The 19,480-nt window shown below is 73.1% G+C and carries 19 protein-coding genes and 1 tRNA gene; 9 read left to right on the top strand and 11 right to left on the bottom strand.

Going from position 1 to position 19,480, the window contains the following annotated elements; translation table 11 throughout:
• Nucleotides 1-25 precede the first annotated feature (25 nt).
• Together AB0927_RS30975 and AB0927_RS30970 are read right to left on the bottom strand one after the other, a co-directional pair.
• Nucleotides 26-670 carry a hypothetical protein gene (locus AB0927_RS30975; RefSeq protein WP_366671080.1) on the bottom strand — a complete coding sequence of 215 codons (645 nt, stop codon included), beginning with the start codon at nucleotides 668-670 and terminating at the stop codon, nucleotides 26-28.
• A 77-nt stretch (nucleotides 671-747) separates the two neighbouring features.
• A complete protein-coding gene (locus tag AB0927_RS30970) occupies nucleotides 748-1,335 on the bottom strand; it encodes a hypothetical protein (RefSeq protein ID WP_366671079.1) in 588 nt (195 codons plus the stop codon).
• A 157-nt stretch (nucleotides 1,336-1,492) separates the two neighbouring features.
• On the opposite strand from AB0927_RS30970, the gene AB0927_RS30965 reads away from it, so the two are divergent.
• On the top strand, nucleotides 1,493-1,996 hold the full coding sequence (locus AB0927_RS30965) for a GNAT family N-acetyltransferase (protein ID WP_366671078.1): 504 nt from the start codon (nucleotides 1,493-1,495) through the stop codon (nucleotides 1,994-1,996).
• Here AB0927_RS30965 and AB0927_RS30960 read toward each other — a convergent pair.
• The gene (locus AB0927_RS30960) at nucleotides 1,983-4,055 is read right to left on the bottom strand and encodes an MDR family MFS transporter (protein WP_366671077.1); all 2,073 of its coding nucleotides are present in this window, start codon (nucleotides 4,053-4,055) and stop codon (nucleotides 1,983-1,985) included. The two genes, AB0927_RS30965 and AB0927_RS30960, sit on opposite strands and share 14 nt — an antisense overlap.
• A gap of 131 nt (nucleotides 4,056-4,186) precedes the next feature.
• Here AB0927_RS30960 and AB0927_RS30955 point away from each other — a divergent pair, with 131 nt between their 5' ends.
• Nucleotides 4,187-5,098 (top strand): peptidoglycan-binding domain-containing protein, encoded by a 912-nt coding sequence (locus AB0927_RS30955; RefSeq protein WP_366671076.1) that lies wholly within the window; start codon nucleotides 4,187-4,189, stop codon nucleotides 5,096-5,098.
• Nucleotides 5,099-5,222: 124 nt separating this feature from the next.
• On the opposite strand, the gene AB0927_RS30950 is transcribed toward AB0927_RS30955, so the two are convergent.
• Nucleotides 5,223-5,906: an HAD-IA family hydrolase gene (locus AB0927_RS30950; protein WP_366671075.1), complete on the bottom strand. Its 684-nt coding sequence runs from the start codon at nucleotides 5,904-5,906 to the stop codon at nucleotides 5,223-5,225.
• Between the two features lie 169 nt (nucleotides 5,907-6,075).
• Nucleotides 6,076-6,657, bottom strand: coding sequence for a TMEM165/GDT1 family protein (locus tag AB0927_RS30945; protein ID WP_366671074.1), 582 nt, complete (start codon nucleotides 6,655-6,657; stop codon nucleotides 6,076-6,078).
• A gap of 372 nt (nucleotides 6,658-7,029) precedes the next feature.
• On the opposite strand from AB0927_RS30945, the gene AB0927_RS30940 reads away from it, so the two are divergent.
• A complete protein-coding gene (locus tag AB0927_RS30940) occupies nucleotides 7,030-7,674 on the top strand; it encodes an HNH endonuclease family protein (protein WP_366671073.1) in 645 nt (214 codons plus the stop codon).
• Nucleotides 7,675-7,741: 67 nt separating this feature from the next.
• On the opposite strand, the gene AB0927_RS30935 is transcribed toward AB0927_RS30940, so the two are convergent.
• The 3 genes from AB0927_RS30935 to AB0927_RS30925 all read right to left on the bottom strand — a co-directional run bounded on the left by AB0927_RS30935 (nucleotide 7,742) and on the right by AB0927_RS30925 (nucleotide 9,481).
• Complete coding sequence (locus AB0927_RS30935) at nucleotides 7,742-8,356, bottom strand: VTT domain-containing protein (protein ID WP_366671072.1); 615 nt, start codon at nucleotides 8,354-8,356, stop codon at nucleotides 7,742-7,744.
• 145 nt (nucleotides 8,357-8,501) lie between these two features.
• Entirely contained in the window at nucleotides 8,502-8,960 is a 459-nt protein-coding gene (locus AB0927_RS30930) for a DoxX family protein (protein ID WP_366671071.1), read from the bottom strand.
• Nucleotides 8,961-9,232: 272 nt separating this feature from the next.
• A complete protein-coding gene (locus AB0927_RS30925) occupies nucleotides 9,233-9,481 on the bottom strand; it encodes a DUF2277 domain-containing protein (RefSeq protein ID WP_366671070.1) in 249 nt (82 codons plus the stop codon).
• Between the two features lie 218 nt (nucleotides 9,482-9,699).
• Between AB0927_RS30925 and AB0927_RS30920 the strand changes: the two genes are divergently transcribed.
• From AB0927_RS30920 to AB0927_RS30905, 4 genes are all read left to right on the top strand, one after another.
• Nucleotides 9,700-10,902 carry a glycosyltransferase gene (locus tag AB0927_RS30920; protein ID WP_366671069.1) on the top strand — a complete coding sequence of 401 codons (1,203 nt, stop codon included), beginning with the start codon at nucleotides 9,700-9,702 and terminating at the stop codon, nucleotides 10,900-10,902.
• Between the two features lie 83 nt (nucleotides 10,903-10,985).
• Nucleotides 10,986-13,220, top strand: coding sequence for an RNA polymerase recycling motor ATPase HelR (helR, locus tag AB0927_RS30915; RefSeq protein WP_366671068.1), 2,235 nt, complete (start codon nucleotides 10,986-10,988; stop codon nucleotides 13,218-13,220).
• A 51-nt stretch (nucleotides 13,221-13,271) separates the two neighbouring features.
• Nucleotides 13,272-13,616, top strand: coding sequence for a hypothetical protein (locus tag AB0927_RS30910; protein WP_366671067.1), 345 nt, complete (start codon nucleotides 13,272-13,274; stop codon nucleotides 13,614-13,616).
• A gap of 134 nt (nucleotides 13,617-13,750) precedes the next feature.
• Nucleotides 13,751-14,395: a lysoplasmalogenase family protein gene (locus AB0927_RS30905; RefSeq protein WP_366671066.1), complete on the top strand. Its 645-nt coding sequence runs from the start codon at nucleotides 13,751-13,753 to the stop codon at nucleotides 14,393-14,395.
• A 54-nt stretch (nucleotides 14,396-14,449) separates the two neighbouring features.
• Here the strand turns inward: AB0927_RS30905 and AB0927_RS30900 are convergent.
• A tRNA-Val gene (locus AB0927_RS30900) sits at nucleotides 14,450-14,521 on the bottom strand.
• 253 nt (nucleotides 14,522-14,774) lie between these two features.
• Between AB0927_RS30900 and AB0927_RS30895 the strand changes: the two genes are divergently transcribed.
• Both AB0927_RS30895 and AB0927_RS30890 read left to right on the top strand, forming a co-directional pair.
• Nucleotides 14,775-16,073 carry a hypothetical protein gene (locus AB0927_RS30895; RefSeq protein WP_366671065.1) on the top strand — a complete coding sequence of 433 codons (1,299 nt, stop codon included), beginning with the start codon at nucleotides 14,775-14,777 and terminating at the stop codon, nucleotides 16,071-16,073.
• Between the two features lie 110 nt (nucleotides 16,074-16,183).
• Nucleotides 16,184-16,795 carry a DUF4383 domain-containing protein gene (locus AB0927_RS30890; protein ID WP_366671064.1) on the top strand — a complete coding sequence of 204 codons (612 nt, stop codon included), beginning with the start codon at nucleotides 16,184-16,186 and terminating at the stop codon, nucleotides 16,793-16,795.
• Between the two features lie 64 nt (nucleotides 16,796-16,859).
• Here AB0927_RS30890 and AB0927_RS30885 read toward each other — a convergent pair whose 3' ends face one another.
• A complete protein-coding gene (locus AB0927_RS30885; protein ID WP_366671093.1) occupies nucleotides 16,860-17,984 on the bottom strand; it encodes an amidase domain-containing protein in 1,125 nt (374 codons plus the stop codon).
• Nucleotides 17,985-18,158: 174 nt separating this feature from the next.
• Nucleotides 18,159-19,454, bottom strand: a complete 1,296-nt coding sequence (locus AB0927_RS30880; protein ID WP_366671063.1) for a hypothetical protein — start codon at nucleotides 19,452-19,454, stop codon at nucleotides 18,159-18,161.
• Nucleotides 19,455-19,480: the final 26 nt, after the last annotated feature.

The raw sequence follows: 19,480 nt of genomic DNA, 5'->3' as shown, positions 1-19,480 counted from the left end.
TCCACCAAGATCCGCCGGACACCCCCTAGAGGCGCAGCAGGCGGTCCGCCAGGTCCCGGTAGTCCCGCAGGGCCAGCCGGAGCTGTTCGGTGTCGGTCTCGTTCGCCGGGCCCCGGTCCCCGGTGTCCTCCCAGGACATGCGCAGGGTGCGGCGGCGCCGGTTCACCGCCTCGCCGAACCGCGTGGCGATCTCGTCCAGCGCCCGGTCGGCCTCCTCCACGGCCGCCCGGGGCCGGTCCACGAACCCGGCCGCCACCTGCCGCATCCGCTCCTCCCACCGCTCGGTCTCCTCGTGCGGCACCAGCGGGGCACCGGCTCCCGAGGGCGCGCTCCTGGTGCCCGGCGCCGTCGGCCAGGCGTCCGGCGCGGTGCCCTCGGTGGTGCCCGCCTCGCGTGCGGTGACGTCCCCGGGCGAGGGCGCGCCGAGCCCGTCGTCCGGCATCCGGCCCACGTCCGGAGCGGGCGCGGGGGTGCCGCCGCGGGACTCGCCGCGCGCGGTCGCGGGGCGGTCGCGGCCGGTCGCACCCAGCCCCTCCGTCCCGGGCCGGAGCCCTTCCGTGCCGTGCTCCTCGCGGTGCTCGGTCTCCGGTACCCACTCCTCGTCCGGCGGGCGGGCGTAGCGGCTGGTGGGGTACCGCTCGTCGCCGGGGCCGTTTCTCCTGTCCGGCATGGTGTTCCGTCCCTTCTTCGTCTTCGCTCGGCTCTTCGCTCTCGCCTCTTCGCTCGCTTCCTCGCCCGAGGCCCGGGTCAGGCCGCCCGGTGCCGGCCGGACGACGCGCCCGCGCCGGTCAGGTCGTCGAAGAGTTCGTGCGCCCCGACCAGGGCCGACCGCATCTCCTCCGTCCCCGCACCGGCAGCCGTGCCGCCCGCCCCGGCGACCCGTGCCATCCGGTGGATGCGGCGGTAGCCGTCGACGTGGTGGGCGTGGTGCACGGACAGCGCGGCCAGTTGCTCGTCGTACCGTCCACCGTCGGGGTACCCGCGTACCGCGGCGACCTCCCCGAGAAGCTGGTCGGCCTCGGCCACCGCCTGCCGCGGGGACTCCACGAAGTGTTCCTGGACGCTCGTCCAGCGGGCCGTGTACCGGTCCCGCTCGTCACGGGCGAGGGGCCGTTCGCGCAGGCGGCCGTGGCGTTCGACGCGCTCGTTCAGTTCTCGTTCCGCGGCCTCGGTGTCCCCGTCGTGGGCGGCCACGGCCCGCTCGTACTCGGGCCCGAACCGCCGCTTGAGACCGGTGCCGCCGCCGCTGCGGTGGCCGATCAGCATGGTGACCAGCGCGGCGACGATCACGAGCGCCACGATCACGACCAACAAGATGATCAAGCCTGTGGACATGGTTGCCTTCCGCTCGGATCCGCTGGGATCGCGGACCGGCCCGGCGGGCCGGCCCTCCTTTCGGGTCACCCGGAAGCCCGCCCACAAACGGCACCCGGACGCCCCGGCGCGGAAAACCGTTCGGACCGCTCCGGGCCCGCGCCCCACAATGACCCGCATGACGATGTGGACGATCAGTCCGGAGGACCCCGGCTCCCCCGTCGCCGCCGCGCTCTGGCGGGCGTACTACACCGAGGTCAGCGACCGCTGGTACCTGCTGCACGAGGGCCGCCGCACCGACCCGGCGGAACTGCGGCGGGAGATCGCGGCCCACACGGGCGCCGAACTCGCCCCGCCGCGCGGGCGGTTGCTGGTGGGACGGTACGACGGCGAGGCGGCCGGCAGCGCGGGCGTACGGCTCCTCGATCCCGCCACCGCCGAACTGACCCGGGTGTTCGTGGCCCAGGACATGCGCGGCAAGGGCGGGGCGGCACTGCTGGTGGCCGCCGCCGAGGGCGCCGCCCGCGCGCTCGGCGCCCGGCGGATCGTCCTCGACACCCGCGACGACCTGGTCGAGGCCCGCGCCCTGTACGCCCGCCTCGGCTACACCGAGACCGGCCCGCACAACCACGTGCAGTACGCCGAGCACTGGTTCCGCAAGGAGCTGGTCAGCCGGGCCTGACCGGCGAGGCCTGGTGCGGGCGCTCGCGCTCGGCGCCGCACAGTTCCGCGGACAGTTCCCTGACCAGGTGCGCCAGGTCGGCGGAGCGGCCGGGCTGCCACCAGTCGCCGAGCAGCGCGGCGAGCGACTCCTCGCGGGCCCTGGCGAGCCGGTCGGCGGCCTCGCGTCCGATCGCGGTCAGGTACAGGTCCAGGCCCCGGCGCTCGGCCAGCCGCCGCTCCTCGACCTGGCGGGCGGCGTCGAGGACGGCCTCCAGCGGGACGGAGCCGCGCTCGGCGAGCACACCCGGCTCGACGGAACCGTGCCTGCGGATACGCAGCAGCAGCCAGCTCGCCGCGGGCAGCAGGTCGTACCCCGCCCGCTCGGTGATGTCCCGGTAGACCTCGCGGCGCCCCTCGCGGGTGCCGAGCACCGACAGGGCGCGGCACACCTCGTCGTAGGAGGAGCGCTCGACCGGGTTGGGCGGAAGGGTCTCGGAGACGTCCGGCGCGGTGACCGAGCCGCGCAGCGGGTCCTCCCGCAGCAGCCAGGCCAGCAGGAAGCCGAGGAGGGCGACGGGGGCGGCGTAGAGGAAGACGTCGGTGATGGACGACGCGTAGGCGTGCAGGGCGGCGGGGCGCAGGGCGGGCGGCAGGTCGGCGATGCCGCGCGGGTCGGACTTCAGGGTGTTCGCGTCCACCCCGGGCGGCAGGTGGACGCCGGCGAAGGCGGCGGTGAGCTTGTCGGCGAGGCGGCTCGCGAAGACGGTGCCGAAGATGGCGACGCCGAAGGAGGCGCCGATGGAGCGGAAGAAGGTGGCACCGGAGGTGGCGACGCCCAGGTCCTCGTACGAGACGGCGTTCTGCACGATCAGCACCAGGACCTGCATGACCAGTCCGAGCCCGAGGCCGAAGACGAAGAAGTAGGCGCCCATCTCGGCGGTGGGGCTGGTCTCGTCCAGGCGGTGCAGCAGGAGCAGGCCGATGGCGGTGACGGCGGTGCCGGCCACCGGGAAGACCTTCCAGCGGCCGGTGCGGCTGACGATCTGCCCGGAGACGGTGGACGACAGCAGCAGCCCGAAGACCATCGGCAGCATGTACACGCCGGACATGGTCGGCGAGACGCCGTGCACGACCTGGAGGAAGGTCGGCAGATAGGTCATCGCGCCGAACATGGCGAAGCCGACGATGAAGCTGATGACGGCGGCGAGGGTGAAGGTGCGGATGCCGAACAGCTTGAGCGGCAGCACGGGTTCGGCCGCCCGGCGCTCCACGGCCACGAACGCGACCGCGAGCAGCACGCCGACCACCGCGAGCCCGATGACCTGCGGCGAGCCCCAGGGCCAGGTGGTGCCGCCGAGGGAGGCCACCAGGACCAGGCAGGTGGCGACGCAGGCGATCAGGAAGGTGCCGAGGTAGTCGATGACGTGGTGGGCGCTGCGGACCGGTATGTGCAGGGCTGCGGCGATCACGGCGAGCGCCACGACACCGACGGGCAGATTGACGTAGAACACCCAGCGCCAGCTCAGATGCTCGGTGAACAGCCCGCCCAGCAGCGGTCCGAGCACGCTGGTCGCGCCGAACACGGCGCCGAACAGGCCCTGGTAACGCCCCCGGTCGCGGGGCGGCACGATGTCGCCGACGATCGCCATCGACAGCACCATCAGCCCGCCGCCGCCCAGGCCCTGCAACGCCCGGAAGCCGATGAGCTGGGGCATGTTCCGCGCCAGGCCGCACAGCGCCGAGCCGACCAGGAAGATCACGATGGCGGTCTGGAACAGCTTCTTGCGCCCGTACTGGTCGCCGAGCTTGCCCCACAGCGGGGTCGCGGCGGTCGAGGCCAGCAGATAGGCGGTGACCACCCAGGACAGGTGTTCGAGTCCGCCGAGGTCGCTGACGATGGTGGGCAGCGCGGTCGACACGATGGTCTGGTCGAGCGCGGCGAGCAGCAGCCCGAGGAGCAGCGCCCCGATCGAGACGAACACGCGGCGCGTCCCGTGTTCCCCACCGCTCACGTCCTTCGCCGCGCCGTGCGTGTCCAGGGCCATGACGACCTCCCGGGGCTGGGGGCTGGCTTGCACCGGCTTCCATCCTGGTCGGTGTCACCGCTTATGGCCTGTCGAGCCCTGCGGATGTGGAGGGAATGGGCATACCCTGTGTGACTTCGGCGGGCTTCCGGGGTGTCCGGGGCCTCCGATGGGAGGGGATGAGCGTGACCGGGGAGAGGGGCACGGCCTGCCCGGAGTGCGGCACGCCGCGGGACGCGGCGGGCGCCCCGTCCTGCGACTGCGCCGCGCGCACGGCCGAGGCGCTGCACAGGACGCGTACGGCGCAGGCGGCAGCGGCGGAGGACTTCGACCCGCTGCGCATACGGCCTTACGTGGACGTGGGGCCCGTGGAGGGTGCCGGCGAGGACGAGGGCGAGGAGCCCCGTCACGTCGAGGCCACGCTGCCCATGCGTGCGGTGGCCGGGCCCGCCGCGTCCGGCGTACGACTCTTCGACGAGCCCCCGCGCGAACCCGAGCCCCCCGGCACCGGGGAGCCCGGCCGGCGCCGCCGGTTCGGGCGTACGGCGCTGATCGCCGCCGCGGGTGTGGGCGTGGCGGTCGTCGCGGCGGCCGGTCTCGCGCTGTTCTCGTACCAGACGCCGTCCCGCGACGACGCGGCCCCGGAGGTCAGGGAGAGCGTCCCGGACGTCCCGGCACCGGACCCGTCGGCCCCCTCACCCCACGACACCACCGGCCCCTCCGGCTCGACCGCCCGCCAGGCACCGCCACCGCCGGCGGCCACGCCGACCCGGTCACCGTCATCGTCGCCGACCCCGACACCGACCCCGAGCCGCACGCCGTCCGGCACACCCTCCCCCACCGCCTCCGCACCGGACGCCCCGGCGAGTGCCGCGGTCGTCCTGCGACGCGGCGACTCCGGCCCACAGGTCGCCGAACTCGAATACCGGCTGCGGCAGCTCAACCTGTACGGGGGTGACGTCAACGGCGTCTACACGCACCCCGTGGAGAACGCCGTCAGCACCTACCAACTGGCCCGCGGCCTCCAGGGCGACCCCCTGGGGGTGTACGGCCCGAAGACCCGGGCGAGCCTGGAGTCGGAGACGTCGGCCCCTTAGGGCCACGCCCCGTCAACGGCCCCGCCCGCCCACGCACCGCTGAACGGTCCGGTCGGTTTCACCCGGCCATCAGCCGAGCTGCCCGCGCACCGCTCGCCGACGTACTCATGCGCGGCGCCGGCCGTCAGCCGATGTGCAGTCGGATCGCGCCGTCCGGCAGGGCTTCCACCCGTACGCGTGTCAGGTCGGGCACGACCACGTCGGGGGCGTGGGCGGCCGCGCGGGGGCCCACGCCCACCACGGTCATCCCCGCGGCGCGTCCCGCCGCGATGCCCGCGCCGGAGTCCTCGAAGACGACGCACTCGGCCGGGGCCACGCCGAGCTCGGCCGCGCCCTTGAGGAACCCCTCCGGGTCCGGCTTGCTCGCGCCGACCGACTCGGCCGTGACGCGGACCTCGGGCAGCGGCAGCCCGGCGGCGTTCATGCGGGCGGTGGACAGGCCGACGTCCGCCGAGGTCACCAGGGCGTGCGGCAGGTCACGCAGCGCGGCGAGGAAGGCGGTCGCGCCGGCGACCTCGACCACGCCGTCCATGTCGGCGGTCTCCTCGGCGAGCATGCGCGCGTTCTCCGCGAGGTTCCGCTCCACCGGCCGGCCGGGCAGCAGCGCGGCCATGGTGGCGTGCCCCTGACGGCCGTGCACGACCTTCATCACCGCGTCGCCGTCCAGCCCGTGCCGCCCGGCCCAGCGCCGCCAGACGCGCTCGACCACGGCGTCCGAGTCGACGAGGGTGCCGTCCATGTCGAGCAGCAGGGCGCGGGCCGCGAGGACGGTGGGGGTGGACGGGGCGGGCGTGGGGGTGGCCGTCATCGGCAGTGGCTCCAGAAACGAGAGGCCCCGCACAGACGAGGCGGGGAGGACAAGGCGGCCCCGCCCGCCGGTCAGGGAAAACGGGCGGGAGCCACTTTGTTTTTCTACGGTACAAAACCCGAGGGGGTTCCCGCCACCACCCCGGGCGATGATTCACCCGGCGTTCGCCTCAGCCCGCGACCGCCTCGTAGAGGCTCCAGGCCCCGAGGGCCAGCATCAGCAGCGCCGCGATCTGCGTGATCAGCCGCAGCGGAACCTTCTTCATCAGGGCCTTTCCGCCCACGATGCCGAGTCCGGCGACGGCCCACAGACCGAGCACCGCGCCGAGGCCGACGGAGACCGGGTCGTCGTAGCGGGCGGCGAGGTTGGCGGTCATGATCTGGGTGAGATCGCCGAACTCGGCGATCAGGATGAGCATGAAGCCCGTCCCCGCGACCTTCCAGAAGGACTGGTCGGCGGGCTTCTTGATCTCCTCCTCCTCTTCCTCCTTGTGCAGCAGCAGCATCGCCGCGCCGCCGAGGAAGAGCAGACCGGTGATGGCGTGCACGAGGCGCTGGGGCAGCAGGGTGAGCACGCTGCCCGCGGCGACGGCGAGCACCACGTGCACCAGGAAGGCGGCGGCGACGCCCGCGAAGACGTAACTGGCGCGGTAGCGGGTGCCGAGGACGAGGCCGGCGAGCGCGGTCTTGTCCGGCAGTTCGGCGAGGAAGATGACGCCGAAGACGAGCGCCGCAACGGTGATGCTGATCAAGGGTCCTCAATCGGTCGGGCCACCCCACCGAGAGTGCGACTCATCTTCCGACGACACCTCGGCACGGCAGCACACTCGGCGCCCGCGCCTGGTCGCGCGGACGTGCACTGCTTGCCGAAGGTCTCGCTGGGCGGTACCGAGGGTCCGCCTCCGGGCGCCGGCTCAGGCTCGCTGAGCAGTATGTCGACGGTCCGGCGAAGAGCTACTCCCCTTCTGCGCTCCCCATGATACGGGACGGCAAAGTCCACCCCCGAACCTTGCGTTGACATGCGCACGTCACTAGCTTCTTACCGGGCGCTCACCCTCCGGTCACACCGCCTCGCGAGCATTCCCTGACTCGTGACCCACCCCACCCCCACAAGGGAGTTCAGCATGCCGAAGTTCTACGCGCGTCGACGCCTGAGCATACTCGCCGGCCTCACCGGCATGGTCGCCACCGCCGCGCTGTTCAACTCCCCCAGCGCCTCCGCGGCCCTGCCCACGCCGATCGCCGCGTCCACCGCGCGCACCTACCTCTCCCAGCTCACCGTCGCCGCCGAGGACCGCACCGGCTACAGCCGCGACAAGTTCCCGACGTGGATCACGATCGAGGGCACCTGCAACACCCGCGAGTGGATCCTCAAGCGGGACGGCTCGAACGTCGTCACCGACTCCGCCTGCACCTCCACCAGCGGGAGCTGGTACTCGCCGTACGACGGCGCGACCTGGACCTCCCCGTCCGACGTGGACATCGACCACCTCGTGCCGCTGGCCGAGGCCTGGGACTCCGGCGCGAGCAAGTGGACCACGGCCCAGCGCCAGGCGCTGGCCAACGACGTCACCCGCCCCCAGCTCCTCGCCGTCACGGACAACGTCAACCAGTCCAAGGGCGACCAGGACCCGGCCACCTGGATCCCGTCCCGCACCGCGTACGTCTGCACGTACGTCCGCGCCTGGGTGCAGGTGAAGCACTACTACAACCTGTCGGTCGACCCGGCGGAGAAGACCGCGCTCCAGAACGACCTGGCGAGCTGCTGAGCCAAGCGCCAGGAAGAAGGGGCCCGGCCGGCAGATCCCGGCCGGGCGCCGTGCGCTCGCGGGGGCCTCAGGAAACGGGACGCCGCCGCATGAGGAACCCCGCCGCCGCGCCCGCCCCGAACAGCGCGGCCAGGGACACCCCCGTCGCCAGCCAGGTGGCGCCGAGCCAGCGGGCGCCGAAGTAGCCGAGGGCGACGCTGTAGACGGCCCAGGACAGGCCGGCCAGCGCGGACCAGGGGAGGAAGTCGCGGGCCCGGCGGTGCGCGGCCCCGGCGCAGAAGGAGACGACCGAGCGCCCGGCGGGAGCGAAGCGGGCGAGGACCACGAGCGCGCCGCCGCCCCGGGCGAGGGCGTCGCCGAGACGCGCCTGCGCGGTGGTCAGCCGCCGGGAGCGGGCGATCGCGCGGTCGAGCCGCTCCCCGCCCCGCCAGGCCAGCCGGTAGGCCACCAGGTCACCGAGGAGCGAGGCCGCCGCCGCCAGGCCGACGAGGGCCACGAGGCCCCGCATCCCGTGCGGGACCCGGCCGGTCGCCGCGCCCGAGCCCGCGGCCGCCGCCGTGCCCGCCGTGATGACGAGCACACCGCTCGGCAGCACCGGCAGGAACACGTCGAGCAGCACGGACAGGGACACCGCGGCGTATATCCAGGGTCCGGCCGCCAGCGACCCCACACTCTCGAACACGTCTTCTCCTGTTGCTTCCCCCGATGACAGCCGTACAGCGTACGCCGAATGGGTGACAGCAGGTGCGCGGGGGGCTACAGAACCGGTCGAACGGCACGGCGCCCCTCCCCGGCCGGACCGGGAAGGGGCGCCGCGGGGACGACCGTCAGGCGGCCATCGGAGCCTGCTCCGCGACCCGCTCGCCCGGCGCCGTCGCGCGCCGGGCGAAGAGCCGGTCGAGGCCGAAGGCGCCGGAGCCGGTGAAGACCAGCAGCAGGAACGCCCAGCAGAACATGACCGCCGGCTCACCGCCGTTCTGGATCGGCAGCAGCGCGTGCTGCTGGTGGATGTCGAAGTACGCGAACGCCATCGAGCCGGAGGCGATCAGCGCGGCGCCACGGGTGCCGAGGCCGACGAGCACCAGGGCACCGGCGACCAACTGGATCACGGCCGCGTACCAGCCGGGCCAGGTGCCGGCCGCGACGGTGCCGCCATGGGTGCCCATGGCACCGCCGAGGACGCCGAAGAGCGAGGCGGCGCCGTGCGCGGTGAAGAGCAGGCCGACGACGACGCGGAACAGACCTATGACATAGGGCTGTGCGGTGTTGAAACGAGCGGAAGGCATGGGGAGTTGACCCTCTCGGTGTCGGACGGACCCGCTGGGGACAGGCGGGCCCGGTGGGGGTGGCGGTACCGAACGAGGGGACCAGGTTAGGTGTCCCTTAGTAATACTTGCAAGTTCAACATTTGGCCAACACTCCGCACGTGGTGAGGGCCCCGCCTCCGACCCGACGCCTTGTAGGGTCGCATGCGGATCTGTGCGGGCACTCGAAAATCTGACCGGATTTGTTCTTGGCCATCCCGCCCGAGGGCGCCCCGGCCGCTACGGGCGCGGCGTCACGGCCGCTCTCCCGCTTCCGCGCCGGCGTGCGGCGCGTGCCCGCGCACCTGCAACCCGCCGAGCAGTTCGGCGGTGGCGCGGGCGACGGCGGCCACGGCGGCGTCGAAGACCTCGCGGTTGTGGGCGGCGGGGGCCCGAAAGCCCGAAACCTTGCGCACGTACTGAAGCGCGGCGGCGTGGATGTCCTCCTCCGTGGCCTCACCGGGCAGCACGGGTGGACGCAGGGTCTTGATACTCCGGCACATGCCCTCAGTCTCACGCGGCGGCCGGAGCGGCGGGAGAAGCACGCGGAAGACGCGTGCGGGGCGGGGCACAATGGCGAAGGCAAGGAAGCCACCGGATGTCACCGGACTCCTTGCCACTCTCAACGTATAGCGCATGGGGGGCCTTGCGGCAAGGTCCCCCCGATGCCGCAGAATCACCCGCCTGGCCTGGAAAACCGCCGAAACGGGGAGCTGCGAGAGTGCGTGTGCTGTTGTCGACCTACGGGTCGCGGGGAGACGTCGAACCCCTGGTGGGACTAGCGGTACGGCTGCGGGAACGCGGCGCCGGGGTCCGCGTGTGCGCCCCGCCCGACGAGGACTTCGCGCGGCGCCTGGCCGAGGTGGACGTCCCCCTGGTCCCGGTGGGCCGCTCGGCCCGCGCCCTCACCCGGGCGGCGCCCCCGCCGTCCTCCCTGCCCGAACGCGCGGCCCTGGTGATCGCCGAGCAGTTCGAAACGGTCGGCGAGGCGGCCCGGGGCTGCGACGCGGTGGTGGCCACGGGCATGCTCCCCGCCGCCGCGGGCGCCCTCTCGGTCGCCGAGCGGCTCGGTGTCCCGGCCGTGTCGGTGACCTTCCAGCAACTGACCCTGCCGTCCCCGCGGCGCCGACCGCTCGCGTACCCGGGCCGGCCGTTCCCGCCGGACGTGACCGACCCACGCGCGCTGTGGGACCTGGACGCGCGCTACGCCAACGAGTTGTTCGGGGCGGCGCTCAACTCCCAGCGGACGGCGCACGGTCTGCCCCCGGTGGACGACGTGCGCGCCCATGTCCTCGGTGAGCGGCCGTGGTTGGCGACGGATCCCGTGCTGGATCCCTGGGAGCCGACGGAGGAACTCGGCGTCGTGCAGACGGGCGCGTGGTTCCTCCCTAACCGGCGCCCGCTCCCCGAGGGGCTGGAGGCATTCCTGGCGGCAGGCCCGCCCCCGGTCTACGTCGGCTTCGGCAGCATGCCGATGCACGGGTCCGCCGACCTCGCCCGGGTGGCCGTCGAGGCGGTCCGGGCCCACGGCCACCGCGCGGTCCTGTCCCGCGGCTGGGCCGGCCTCACGGCGGCCGACGACCGGGACGACTGCTTCACCGTGGGCGAGGTCGACCACCAGTCGCTCTTCGGGCGGGTGGCGGCGGTCGTCCACCACGGCGGCGCCGGTACGACGGCCACGGCGGCCCGCGCCGGCGCCCCGCAGGTGGTGGTGCCCCAGGCGGCGGACCAGCCGTACTGGGCGGACCGGGTGGCCGCCCTGGGCATCGGCGCCGCCCATCCCGGCCCGGTGCCGACGTACGAGTCCCTGGCGGCGGCGCTGGGGCGGGCCCTGGCTCCCGGCACGGTGGCGCGGGCGGCCGCGCTCGCCGGGCGAGCCGGCACGGACGGGGCGACGGCGGCAGCGGAGCTGCTCTGCTCCTAAGCCCCGAACGGACGACCCGCGTCCCCTCTCCCCCGACTCCCGCCCTCCCCCTCCCCGCCCTCGCCCCTGATCCGGAGCCCCCCATGCCCACCGCCACCAGTGCCTTCGACCTCCCCGCCCGCCTCTCCGCCAAAGCCGCCCCCGCCCTGATCGCCGCCGACGACCAGCACTTCGCGGCGATCGCGCGCTGCCTGGAACGGACGATCGCCGAGGTCTTTGGCCAGTTGGAGGAGGCCCGCAGAAGCCCCGGCGGTCTGGGCCGGCAGGCCCTGGACCGGGACGCCGAGGTGCACCGGCTGACCGCGCGCCTGCGCGCCCTGCGCCGCTTCGGTCTCGACCTGTGCCTCGGCCGCATGGTGAGCGCCGAGCACCCCGACGAGCCGGTCTACGTCGGCCGGCTCGGCCTCACCGACCACACGGGCCGGCGGCTGCTGCTGGACTGGCGTTCACCGGCCGCGGAACCCTTCTTCGGCGCCACCCACGGCAACCCCATGGGTCTGGCGAGCCGCCGCAGGTACCGCTGGACGGACGGCCGGATCCGCGACTACTGGGACGAGGTGTTCGCCGCCGACGCGCTGGACGGCCATGCCGCGCTGGACGACCAGTCTGCGTTCATCGCGAGCCTCGGCGGCAACCGGTCGCCGCGGATGCGCGACGTACTCGGCACCATCCAGGCCGACCAGGACGCCATCATCCGGGCGGGCTCGCGCGGCGCGCTCGTCGTGGACGGCGGTCCCGGCACCGGCAAGACGGTCGTCGCCCTGCACCGCTCCGCCTACCTCCTCTACTCCGACCCGCGCCTCGGCCACCGGCGCGGCGGGGTGCTGTTCGTCGGCCCGCACCGGCCGTATCTGGCGTACGTCTCCGACGTGTTGCCGAGCCTGGGCGAGGAGGGCGTGCAGACCTGCGTGCTGCGCGACCTCGTCGCCGAGGGCGCCACCGCGCAGGCCGAGCCCGACCCCGAGACGGCCCGGCTGAAGTCGTCCGCGCGGCTGGTGGGGGCGATCGAGAAGGCCGTCCGGTTCTACGAGGAGCCGCCCACCGAGCCGTTGGCGGTCACGACCCCCTGGGGTGCGGTCGAACTGACCGCCGCCGACTGGGAGTCGGCGTTCGACTCGGCCGAACCCGGCACCCCGCACAACGAGGCACGCGCCCAGGTCTGGGAGGAACTGCTCACGATCCTGGCCGACCAGCACGACGGCGGCGCCCCCGAGGAACTCCTGCGCAGGTCGCTCGCGGGCGACAGGGCGCTGCGCACGGCCTTCGACCGCGCCTGGCCCCTGCTGGAGGCGGCCGACCTCGTCGGCGACCTCTGGTCGGTACCGGCGTACCTGCGGCTGTGCGCCCCCTGGCTCACCCCCGAGGAGGTACGCCGGCTGCGGCGCGCGGACGCGCAGGCGTGGACGGTGTCCGACCTGCCGTTCCTGGACGCGGCACGGCAGCGGCTCGGCGACCCGAAGGCGGCGGTGCGCGAGCGCCGGCGCCGGGCGGCGGTCGCCGCCGAACAGGCGCGCATGGCCGGCGTCATCGACAACATGCTCGCGGCCGACGACGACGGCGAGGGCGCGGTGACGATGCTGCACGGGCAGGACCTGCGGGACGCCCTGGTCGACGAGACGGTGCTGCCCACCGCCGAACCGGACGCGCTCGCGGGGCCGTTCGCGCACATCGTGGTGGACGAGGCGCAGGAACTCACCGACGCGGAATGGCAGATGCTGCTGTCGCGGTGTCCGTCGCGCAGCTTCACCATCGTCGGGGACCGCGCCCAGGCCCGGCACGGGTTCACGGAGTCCTGGCGGGAGCGGCTCACCCGGGTCGGCTTCGGCCGGATCGAGTTGGCCGGCCTGACCGTCAACTACCGCACGCCGAAGGAGATCATGGCGGAGGCCGAGCCGGTCGTACGGGCCGCGCTCCCGGACGCCAACGTGCCGACGTCGATCCGCGGCAACGGGCTGCCGGTGCGCCGCGGCCCGGCGTCCGATCTGGCCGCGGTCCTGGACGGCTGGCTCGCCGAGCACCCCGAGGGCACCGCCTGCGTCATCGGCGCCCCGTCCTTCCGCCCCGCGAACCCCCGCGTCCGCTCCCTCTCCCCCGGCCTGTCGAAGGGCCTGGAGTTCGACCTGGTCGTGCTGGTCGACCCGGAGCGGTTCGGGGAGGGCGTCGCGGGCGCGGTGGACCGCTACGTGGCGATGACCAGGGCCACCCAGCAACTGGTCATCCTCACGAGCGCCGACCCTGCCGCCGCCCCCGCCGCCCCATCCGCTGCCGCCGCCCCCGCCGCTGCCCCCGCCCCTGTTCATGAACACCCGTTCGGATGAACCTCTTGATCGACCTCGCGGCCGTAAATCGAACAGGCGTAGCATTGGAGGGTGGCTACGACCTATGAATTCCCCAGTGACCTCCTCGCCGGTCAGGAGGAGCTGCACCAGGTCAGGGCCGAGCTGTCGGCCCTGCTCAGACGGCTGCCCTGGTCGGTCGAGCCGGTCGACGGCTTCAGTGACGACAACGGCTGGCGCAGGAGGGAGCGCCCCGCGTCCCCGGGCTGGACGGCCGACGAACAGGCCGAGGTGGAGAAGCTCCGCCGCCGCGAACACGAACTCGCGGTGTTCATCAGCACCCACCGCTTCTGGTCCGAGGTGGCGGCCGAGAAACGCATGCAGGCGCGCAGCGCGCTGAAGCACGCTCACGAGGAGAAGCCGCCCGGCGAGTCCTGACCGGTCGGTCCGGCGGAGCAATCTGGTCCAACCAGTTGACCACCGCCCCCGGCGCCTCCACTCTGATCGCCATGGCTGAGGGACACATACCGGAGCGAGGCGGCCCACGACCGGCTCTCCACCGTCCGGCACGGGTGGCTGGGCTGCCGCCGCTGATCGTGGTCTTCGCGGTGCTGTCCGCCGTCGAACTCATCGGGGTGGTGGCGGGGAAGCACTCCGTGGAGTGGGTCGCCAAGCCCTTCCTCGCGCCGCTCCTCGCCGCCCACCTGTGGCGACTGACCGGCACCCGGCACGCGTACGTCCTGGCCGGGCTCGTCCTCGCCGCCGCCGGGGACGTGGCCCTGCTGATCCCCGGCACCCCGGCCTTCGGCATCGGCCTCGCCTTCTTCCTGGGTGCCCAGCTCTGCTGGATCACGGCCTTCCTCCGCGCCGGCGCCCTCGCCCACCTGCGCACCCGCCGTGTGGTCTGCGCCGCCTACCTCGCGGTCTGGGCCGCGGCCGTCGCCGCCCTCGCCCCCACCCTCGGCCCCGCCCTGGGCGCCGCCGTGGCCGTCTACGCGCTCGCCCTGCTCACCATGGCCCTGACCGCCCGCGTCCTCGGCCCCAAGGCCCTCTGGGGCGGCCTGGTCTTCGTCGCCTCCGACTCCCTGATCGGCCTCGGCGCCGCGGGCCTCGGCTTCCCGGGCCGCTCCGTCCTGTGCATGGCGACCTACATCGCGGCCCTCGTCCTGCTCGTCGCCGCCTTCACCAGCCACCCCGAGCACGCGGCGACGGCCTGAGCCCCGGCAACAGGAAGAGCCCCGGCCGTATTCGGCCGGGGCTCCTCCCCTCGGTGGGCGCGGACGGTTTCGAACCGCCGACATCCTGCTTGTAAGGCAGGCGCTCTACCCCTGAGCTACGCACCCAGACAGGCCGACAGCCTACACGGCCACAAGGGCCGACCCGCAAACCGTGTGCCGCGCTGCGCACCGCGAACCGACGGGCCCGTGTCTTCGTCCGTAGCGGGTGGGAGAATGGCACCACCCAGGGCGGATCACAGCACGGGAGAGGGATGTGACGGCGAGACCGGGCACGCCAGCGACACAGCCGCACCCACCGTCGTCCGCCACCGGGGCCCGGCATGGGGCCACGGCCGCCCTCCGCGACACCCTCACCCTGATGAGCCTGCCCGTCCTCGCCGCGCTCGCGCTGCCCGCCGCCTTCGCGGGCGGCGGCACCCGGCGCTGGTTCGGCGGCCGGGCGGAGAGCCAGCGGGCGGAGGCACAGGCGGCGAAGGACGCGGCGGCGGCCGCGTTCTACGAGCTGGACACCGCGCAGCGGGACCTGCGGATCTCCGTCGAGACCATCACGGCCGTGGACGACTCCCCCGCGGCCCGGCGGGTCGCCGCGGACTTCGAGGGGCTGGGCCGGCGGATCGACGAGGTCAGCCGGCAGTACATCCAGGCGGTCGACGCCCATGACCTGGACCGGGCCGACCTGGAGGCCGGGGCGGCGGCGCGGGCGCGCACCGAGCTGACGGCGGCGCGGGACGAACTGGAGCGGGTCAAGCGGGAACTGGACCGGTTCGGCGGCTCGCTCGGCCCGCTGCTGGGCTCGGCCGAGACGCTGCTCGCCCGGGTGGCGCCCGCCGTGGAGCGGGCCCGCCAGGCGCTGCTGGCCGCGAGCAACGCGCTGGACGGCGCCCGGCAGCAGGGCCTGCGCGCCGACGACCTCGCCGGCCGGCTGGCCGCGCTGGCGCCCGAGCTGACCAAGCTGAACCAGGGCGCCGGTCAGCACGGGGTGCGGCAGACGCTGGAGCGGGCCGAGCGGGTGCAGCGGGAGGCCGGGGCGATCCGGGCGGAGGCCGAGGGGCTGCCGGAGAAGGCGGCCGAGATCGACCACCGGCTGGTCTCGCTGCGCACCCGCGCGCAGGCGCTGACCACGCGCGCGGGGCAGGTGGAGCCGGTGCTCAGCGAGCTGCGGCGGCGGTTCGCGGCGGCCTGCTGGCAGGACCTCCAGCAGGTGCCGGCGCAGGCGGCACAGAACGTGCGGCAGGCCGAGCTGAAGCTGGCCGAGGCGCGGGACGCGCGGGACGCGCAGCGCTGGCCGGACGCCACCTCGCTGCTGTCGACGGTGCGGGCGCTGCTGAACGCGACCGACGACGCGGTCTCGGCGGCCGGTGACCGGCTGGCCCGGCTGAACGCCGTACAGAAGGATCCGCACGCGGAGATCGAGCGGACCCGGTTCGCGATCCGGGACGCGCAGCGGCTGGCGATGACGGGGCGCACGGAGCCGGACCCGCGTGACGCCGGGCCGCTGGACGACGCGGTGGCCCGGCTGGAGCGGGCGGCGGCGGCGCTGGAGGGCGGCCGGCATCCGGACTACTGGCATTTCCTGACCGAGACGGACGCGGTGCGGCAGACGGCGGCGCGGGTGGTGGCGCGGATCCGGGAGGAGCGCGGCGGCGTCGCGCACTGAGACCGGCGACGGGTGGGCCGTTATGTTGCCGGGTGACCCGGTTCGGGCTGATATTGGGTAGGCCACGTTCTGGGATGGATGGCCGCCGCTAGCACCCGAGGGAGGCGGAGATGTCCACGCACGCAGTGCACACGAGGTCGAAGCGGGAGATCCGGTTCGATCAGCACCTGCCGAGCGATCACCGGCTGAACCTGGTGTACCGGATCGGTGCGGGGGTGATCGGCGCGTTCCTTGTCGTCTTCGGCATCCTGGGGCTGATCAACCACATCGGGTTCTTCGACATCGGCGGCGCGACCGTCGCCGGGCTGAACACGAACGGCACCCTCAGCGTGCTGTCGATCTGCATCGGGGCGCTGCTGCTGGTCGGCATGGTGATCGGGGGGAACATCGCGTCCACGCTGAACATGGTGCTGGGCATCCTGTTCCTGCTGAACGGGTTCCTGTTCCTCGCCCTGCTGGACACGCCGAACAACTTCCTGGCGTTCCGCATCCAGAACGTTCTGTTCAGCTTCGTGGTGGGGCTGCTGCTGATGACCTTCGGGATGTACGGCCGGGTCGGTCACGCCCTGCCGCACGACAACCCGTACTGGCGGGCCCGGCACCCGGAGGGCGGTGAGCCCCCGGGGCGGGAGCACGAGACCGGGACGCCGCCGATGACCGTGCCGTGGCCCGGCGCGAAGGACAGGCGGGACACGCGGGACAACCCTCGCGGGTCGGTGTAGGCCCCGCGCCGGGACCCGCCCGGCCGCCCGGGGTGCCCGTGCGGGCCCCCGGGCGGCCGACCGCTCAGGTGCGGTAGGCGTAGTAGTACGCGTTCGGGTAGGACGCGACCAGGCTCGCCACCGACCTGTTGTAGGTGTTGGTGGAGTGGTACGTCACGTACGGCACGCCGGAGCTGTCGCGGTAGGTGACGACCATGGAGTGGTCCTTGGACCCGTCCCGGTTGAAGTCCATCTGGATCACGTCGCCGAGGTCCGCCTGGTAGACGTCGGCGAGCGGGGTGACGCGCTTGGAGGACAGCGCGAACCACGAGAACTCGTTGACGCCGACGAAGGAGTCGGACTGGATGTCGGCGGTGCCGAACCACTTGGTGTAGTCGTTGGTGTAGCCGGGGACGTGCTTCCAGCCGCCCGCCTTCAGCACCTGGCTGACGAAGTTGGTGCAGTCTCCGCCGGTGCCGTTGTTGTTGAAGTTCGGGTACGCGGTGTTGTAGTGGTTCCAGTACTTCTGCGCGTACGCGACCATCGCCTTGTAGTCGTACGTACCACCGGTGAGCTGCTTGGGCTTGGCCGCAGCCGGGTAGGTGGTGGCCGCGCGGGGCGCGGTCGGCGGACCGTCGGTGGCGGCGGCGGTCTTGTCGTCCTTGGACACCGAGGGCGTGGCGACCTGGTTGACGGCGAGGTAGCCGTCGTCGGTGTCCTTGATGCCGGTGAGCTGCCAGTCCCCGTGCCCGCCGGCCTTGAAGGTCAGCTCGTGGTGGGCCTGGAATCCCGTGGTCGTCGGGCCCTTGGCCTGGGTGGTGCCCGGCTTGTAGGTCAGCGTCGTGTTCTCGGTGACGGCGACCTTGGCACTGTGGCCGTGCACCTCGGTGGCGTCGAGCGTCACCGTGGTGCTGCCCGCGCTGTACTTCTCGCCCAGCTTGGCGAGGCGGCCCTTGCGGGCGCGCAGCTCGCCGAGGGCGGCGGACTGCTCGTGGCTCTGGCCGCCGGAGAGGCGGACGGACCCGGAGAAGCCCTTGGTGTGCTGGGTGCGGGCGCTGGTGGAGCCGTCCACCAGGGCCTGGGTGCGGTCGGTGAAGACCGCGTCGGCGAGCTTCTGGAAGGTCGCCTTGGTGGCCGCGTCCACGGTCGGGTCGTTGGTGACCGCCGCGCCCGCGCTCCAGTTGGGTATGAGGGCCACGCCGGCGACCACGGCGGCGGCGGAGGCGCCGACGATGGTGGTACGACGCCCCTTACGGCTGAGTTTCCTTGACTTCAATGATGTTCCCCTCTATCCGGTACACCTACCGGGAGGGAGGCATCTTCGCACGGCGGCCGCGGCGGATGTGCAGGGGGTTGCACAAGTGGAACCCGGCCTGCGATTACGTCACTTGACGACCGTGGACCAGTCCGGGGACTGGGCGGGGTCGAGGCTGCGCAGCGCGGCCAGCGTCGAGGGCTTCTGGACGTCCATCCAGTCGGCGAGCTCCTTGAAGGACACGCACTTGACGCCCTTCTTGGTGCAGATCTTCGGGATGATCTGGTCGATGGACTTCATGTAGATGCTGCCGTTCCAGTGCTCGAAGTGGTTGCCGATGAACAGCGGGGCGCGGCTGCCGTAGTAGACGCGGTTGAAGCCGGCCATGTACGAGTCGACCGTCTGCTGTTCCCACTGGGGGTACTTGGCGGCATCGCCGTCGGTCTCGCCGCCGGACTGGTTGTAGAGAAAGTTGAAGTCCATCGACAGGCCCTGGAACTTGCCGTTCTCGTAGGGGAGCATCTGGAGCGGGAAGTCCCAGATGCCGTTCTTCTTGGTGGGCCATATCTGGAAGTCGCCCGGGGAGCTGGCGTCGTAGCGCCAGCCGTAACTCTTGATGGCCTTCAGCAGGTTGGGCTGGCCCTCCAGGCAGGGCGCGCGGCCGCCGGTGACCTCCTGCTTGAAGTCGAAGGGCAGCGGCGGGATGTCGGTGTAGCCGGTGTTGGTCTTCCAGTTCTCCACGAAGGAGAAGAACTGGTCGATCTCGCTCTTCCACTCCTCGACGCTCCAGTCGCCGCCGCCCTTCGCCTCGCAGAAGTGGCCGTTGAAGTGGGTGCCGATGTCGTTGCCCTGCTCGTAGGCGAGGCGGAGCTGCTCCAGGGTGGTGCGGATGTGCGCGTCGGTGGGGTAGTCGATGGCGGCGTCGCCGGGCTTGTGCATCGGGCCGTGGTAGAGGCTCTTCTTGCTCTTGGGCAGCAGGTAGATGCCGGTGAGGAAGAAGGTCATGTGGGCGTTGTACTCCTTGGCCAACTCCCGGTAGTGCGAGAAGAGATGGTCGTCGCCCTCCAGCGCGCCGTCCCAGGAGAAGACGACGAACTGGGGCGGTTTCTCACCGGGCTTGAGCGGCACGGGCTTCAGCGTGCCCTGCTGCGGGCCGGTGTCGGAGGTGGAGCCGTCGCCGAGGACGTGCGTCTTGCCGTCCCACGTGGCGCTCGCGGAGGGCTGGGGCCCGCCTGGCTTGCCGCCCTTGCCGGAGGCGGCGGTGGGCGTGGTGTCGTCGGGGCGGCTCAGCGCGAGGTAGCCGGCCACCAGGGAGGCCACGACGAGGAGGGCGGCGAGCGTGAAGATCTGCGGGCGGGTGGCGGCGGGGACGCGACGGCGGCCGGGGGCGCGACGCCGGCCTGCCGGTTGTTTCCTGTGAGACATGCGCGGCTCAATCTCCGTGGGGGCGA

The organism is Streptomyces sp. NPDC048106, from assembly GCF_040706415.1.
Taxonomy (GTDB): domain Bacteria; phylum Actinomycetota; class Actinomycetes; order Streptomycetales; family Streptomycetaceae; genus Streptomyces.
Note: the sequence above shows the minus strand (reverse complement) of the source record. Positions and strands in the feature narration are given on the sequence as shown.

Coding starts and splice junctions, on each gene's coding strand:
- AB0927_RS30965 (WP_366671078.1), top strand. CDS start 1,493: ATGACGATGTGGACGATCAGTCCGGAGGACCCCGGCTCCCCCGTCGCC.
- AB0927_RS30975 (WP_366671080.1), bottom strand. CDS start 670: ATGCCGGACAGGAGAAACGGCCCCGGCGACGAGCGGTACCCCACCAGC.
- AB0927_RS30890 (WP_366671064.1), top strand. CDS start 16,184: ATGTCCACGCACGCAGTGCACACGAGGTCGAAGCGGGAGATCCGGTTC.
- AB0927_RS30895 (WP_366671065.1), top strand. CDS start 14,775: ATGAGCCTGCCCGTCCTCGCCGCGCTCGCGCTGCCCGCCGCCTTCGCG.
- helR (WP_366671068.1), top strand. CDS start 10,986: ATGCCCACCGCCACCAGTGCCTTCGACCTCCCCGCCCGCCTCTCCGCC.
- AB0927_RS30880 (WP_366671063.1), bottom strand. CDS start 19,454: ATGTCTCACAGGAAACAACCGGCAGGCCGGCGTCGCGCCCCCGGCCGC.
- AB0927_RS30925 (WP_366671070.1), bottom strand. CDS start 9,481: ATGTGCCGGAGTATCAAGACCCTGCGTCCACCCGTGCTGCCCGGTGAG.
- AB0927_RS30950 (WP_366671075.1), bottom strand. CDS start 5,906: ATGACGGCCACCCCCACGCCCGCCCCGTCCACCCCCACCGTCCTCGCG.
- AB0927_RS30970 (WP_366671079.1), bottom strand. CDS start 1,335: ATGTCCACAGGCTTGATCATCTTGTTGGTCGTGATCGTGGCGCTCGTG.
- AB0927_RS30940 (WP_366671073.1), top strand. CDS start 7,030: ATGCCGAAGTTCTACGCGCGTCGACGCCTGAGCATACTCGCCGGCCTC.
- AB0927_RS30930 (WP_366671071.1), bottom strand. CDS start 8,960: ATGCCTTCCGCTCGTTTCAACACCGCACAGCCCTATGTCATAGGTCTG.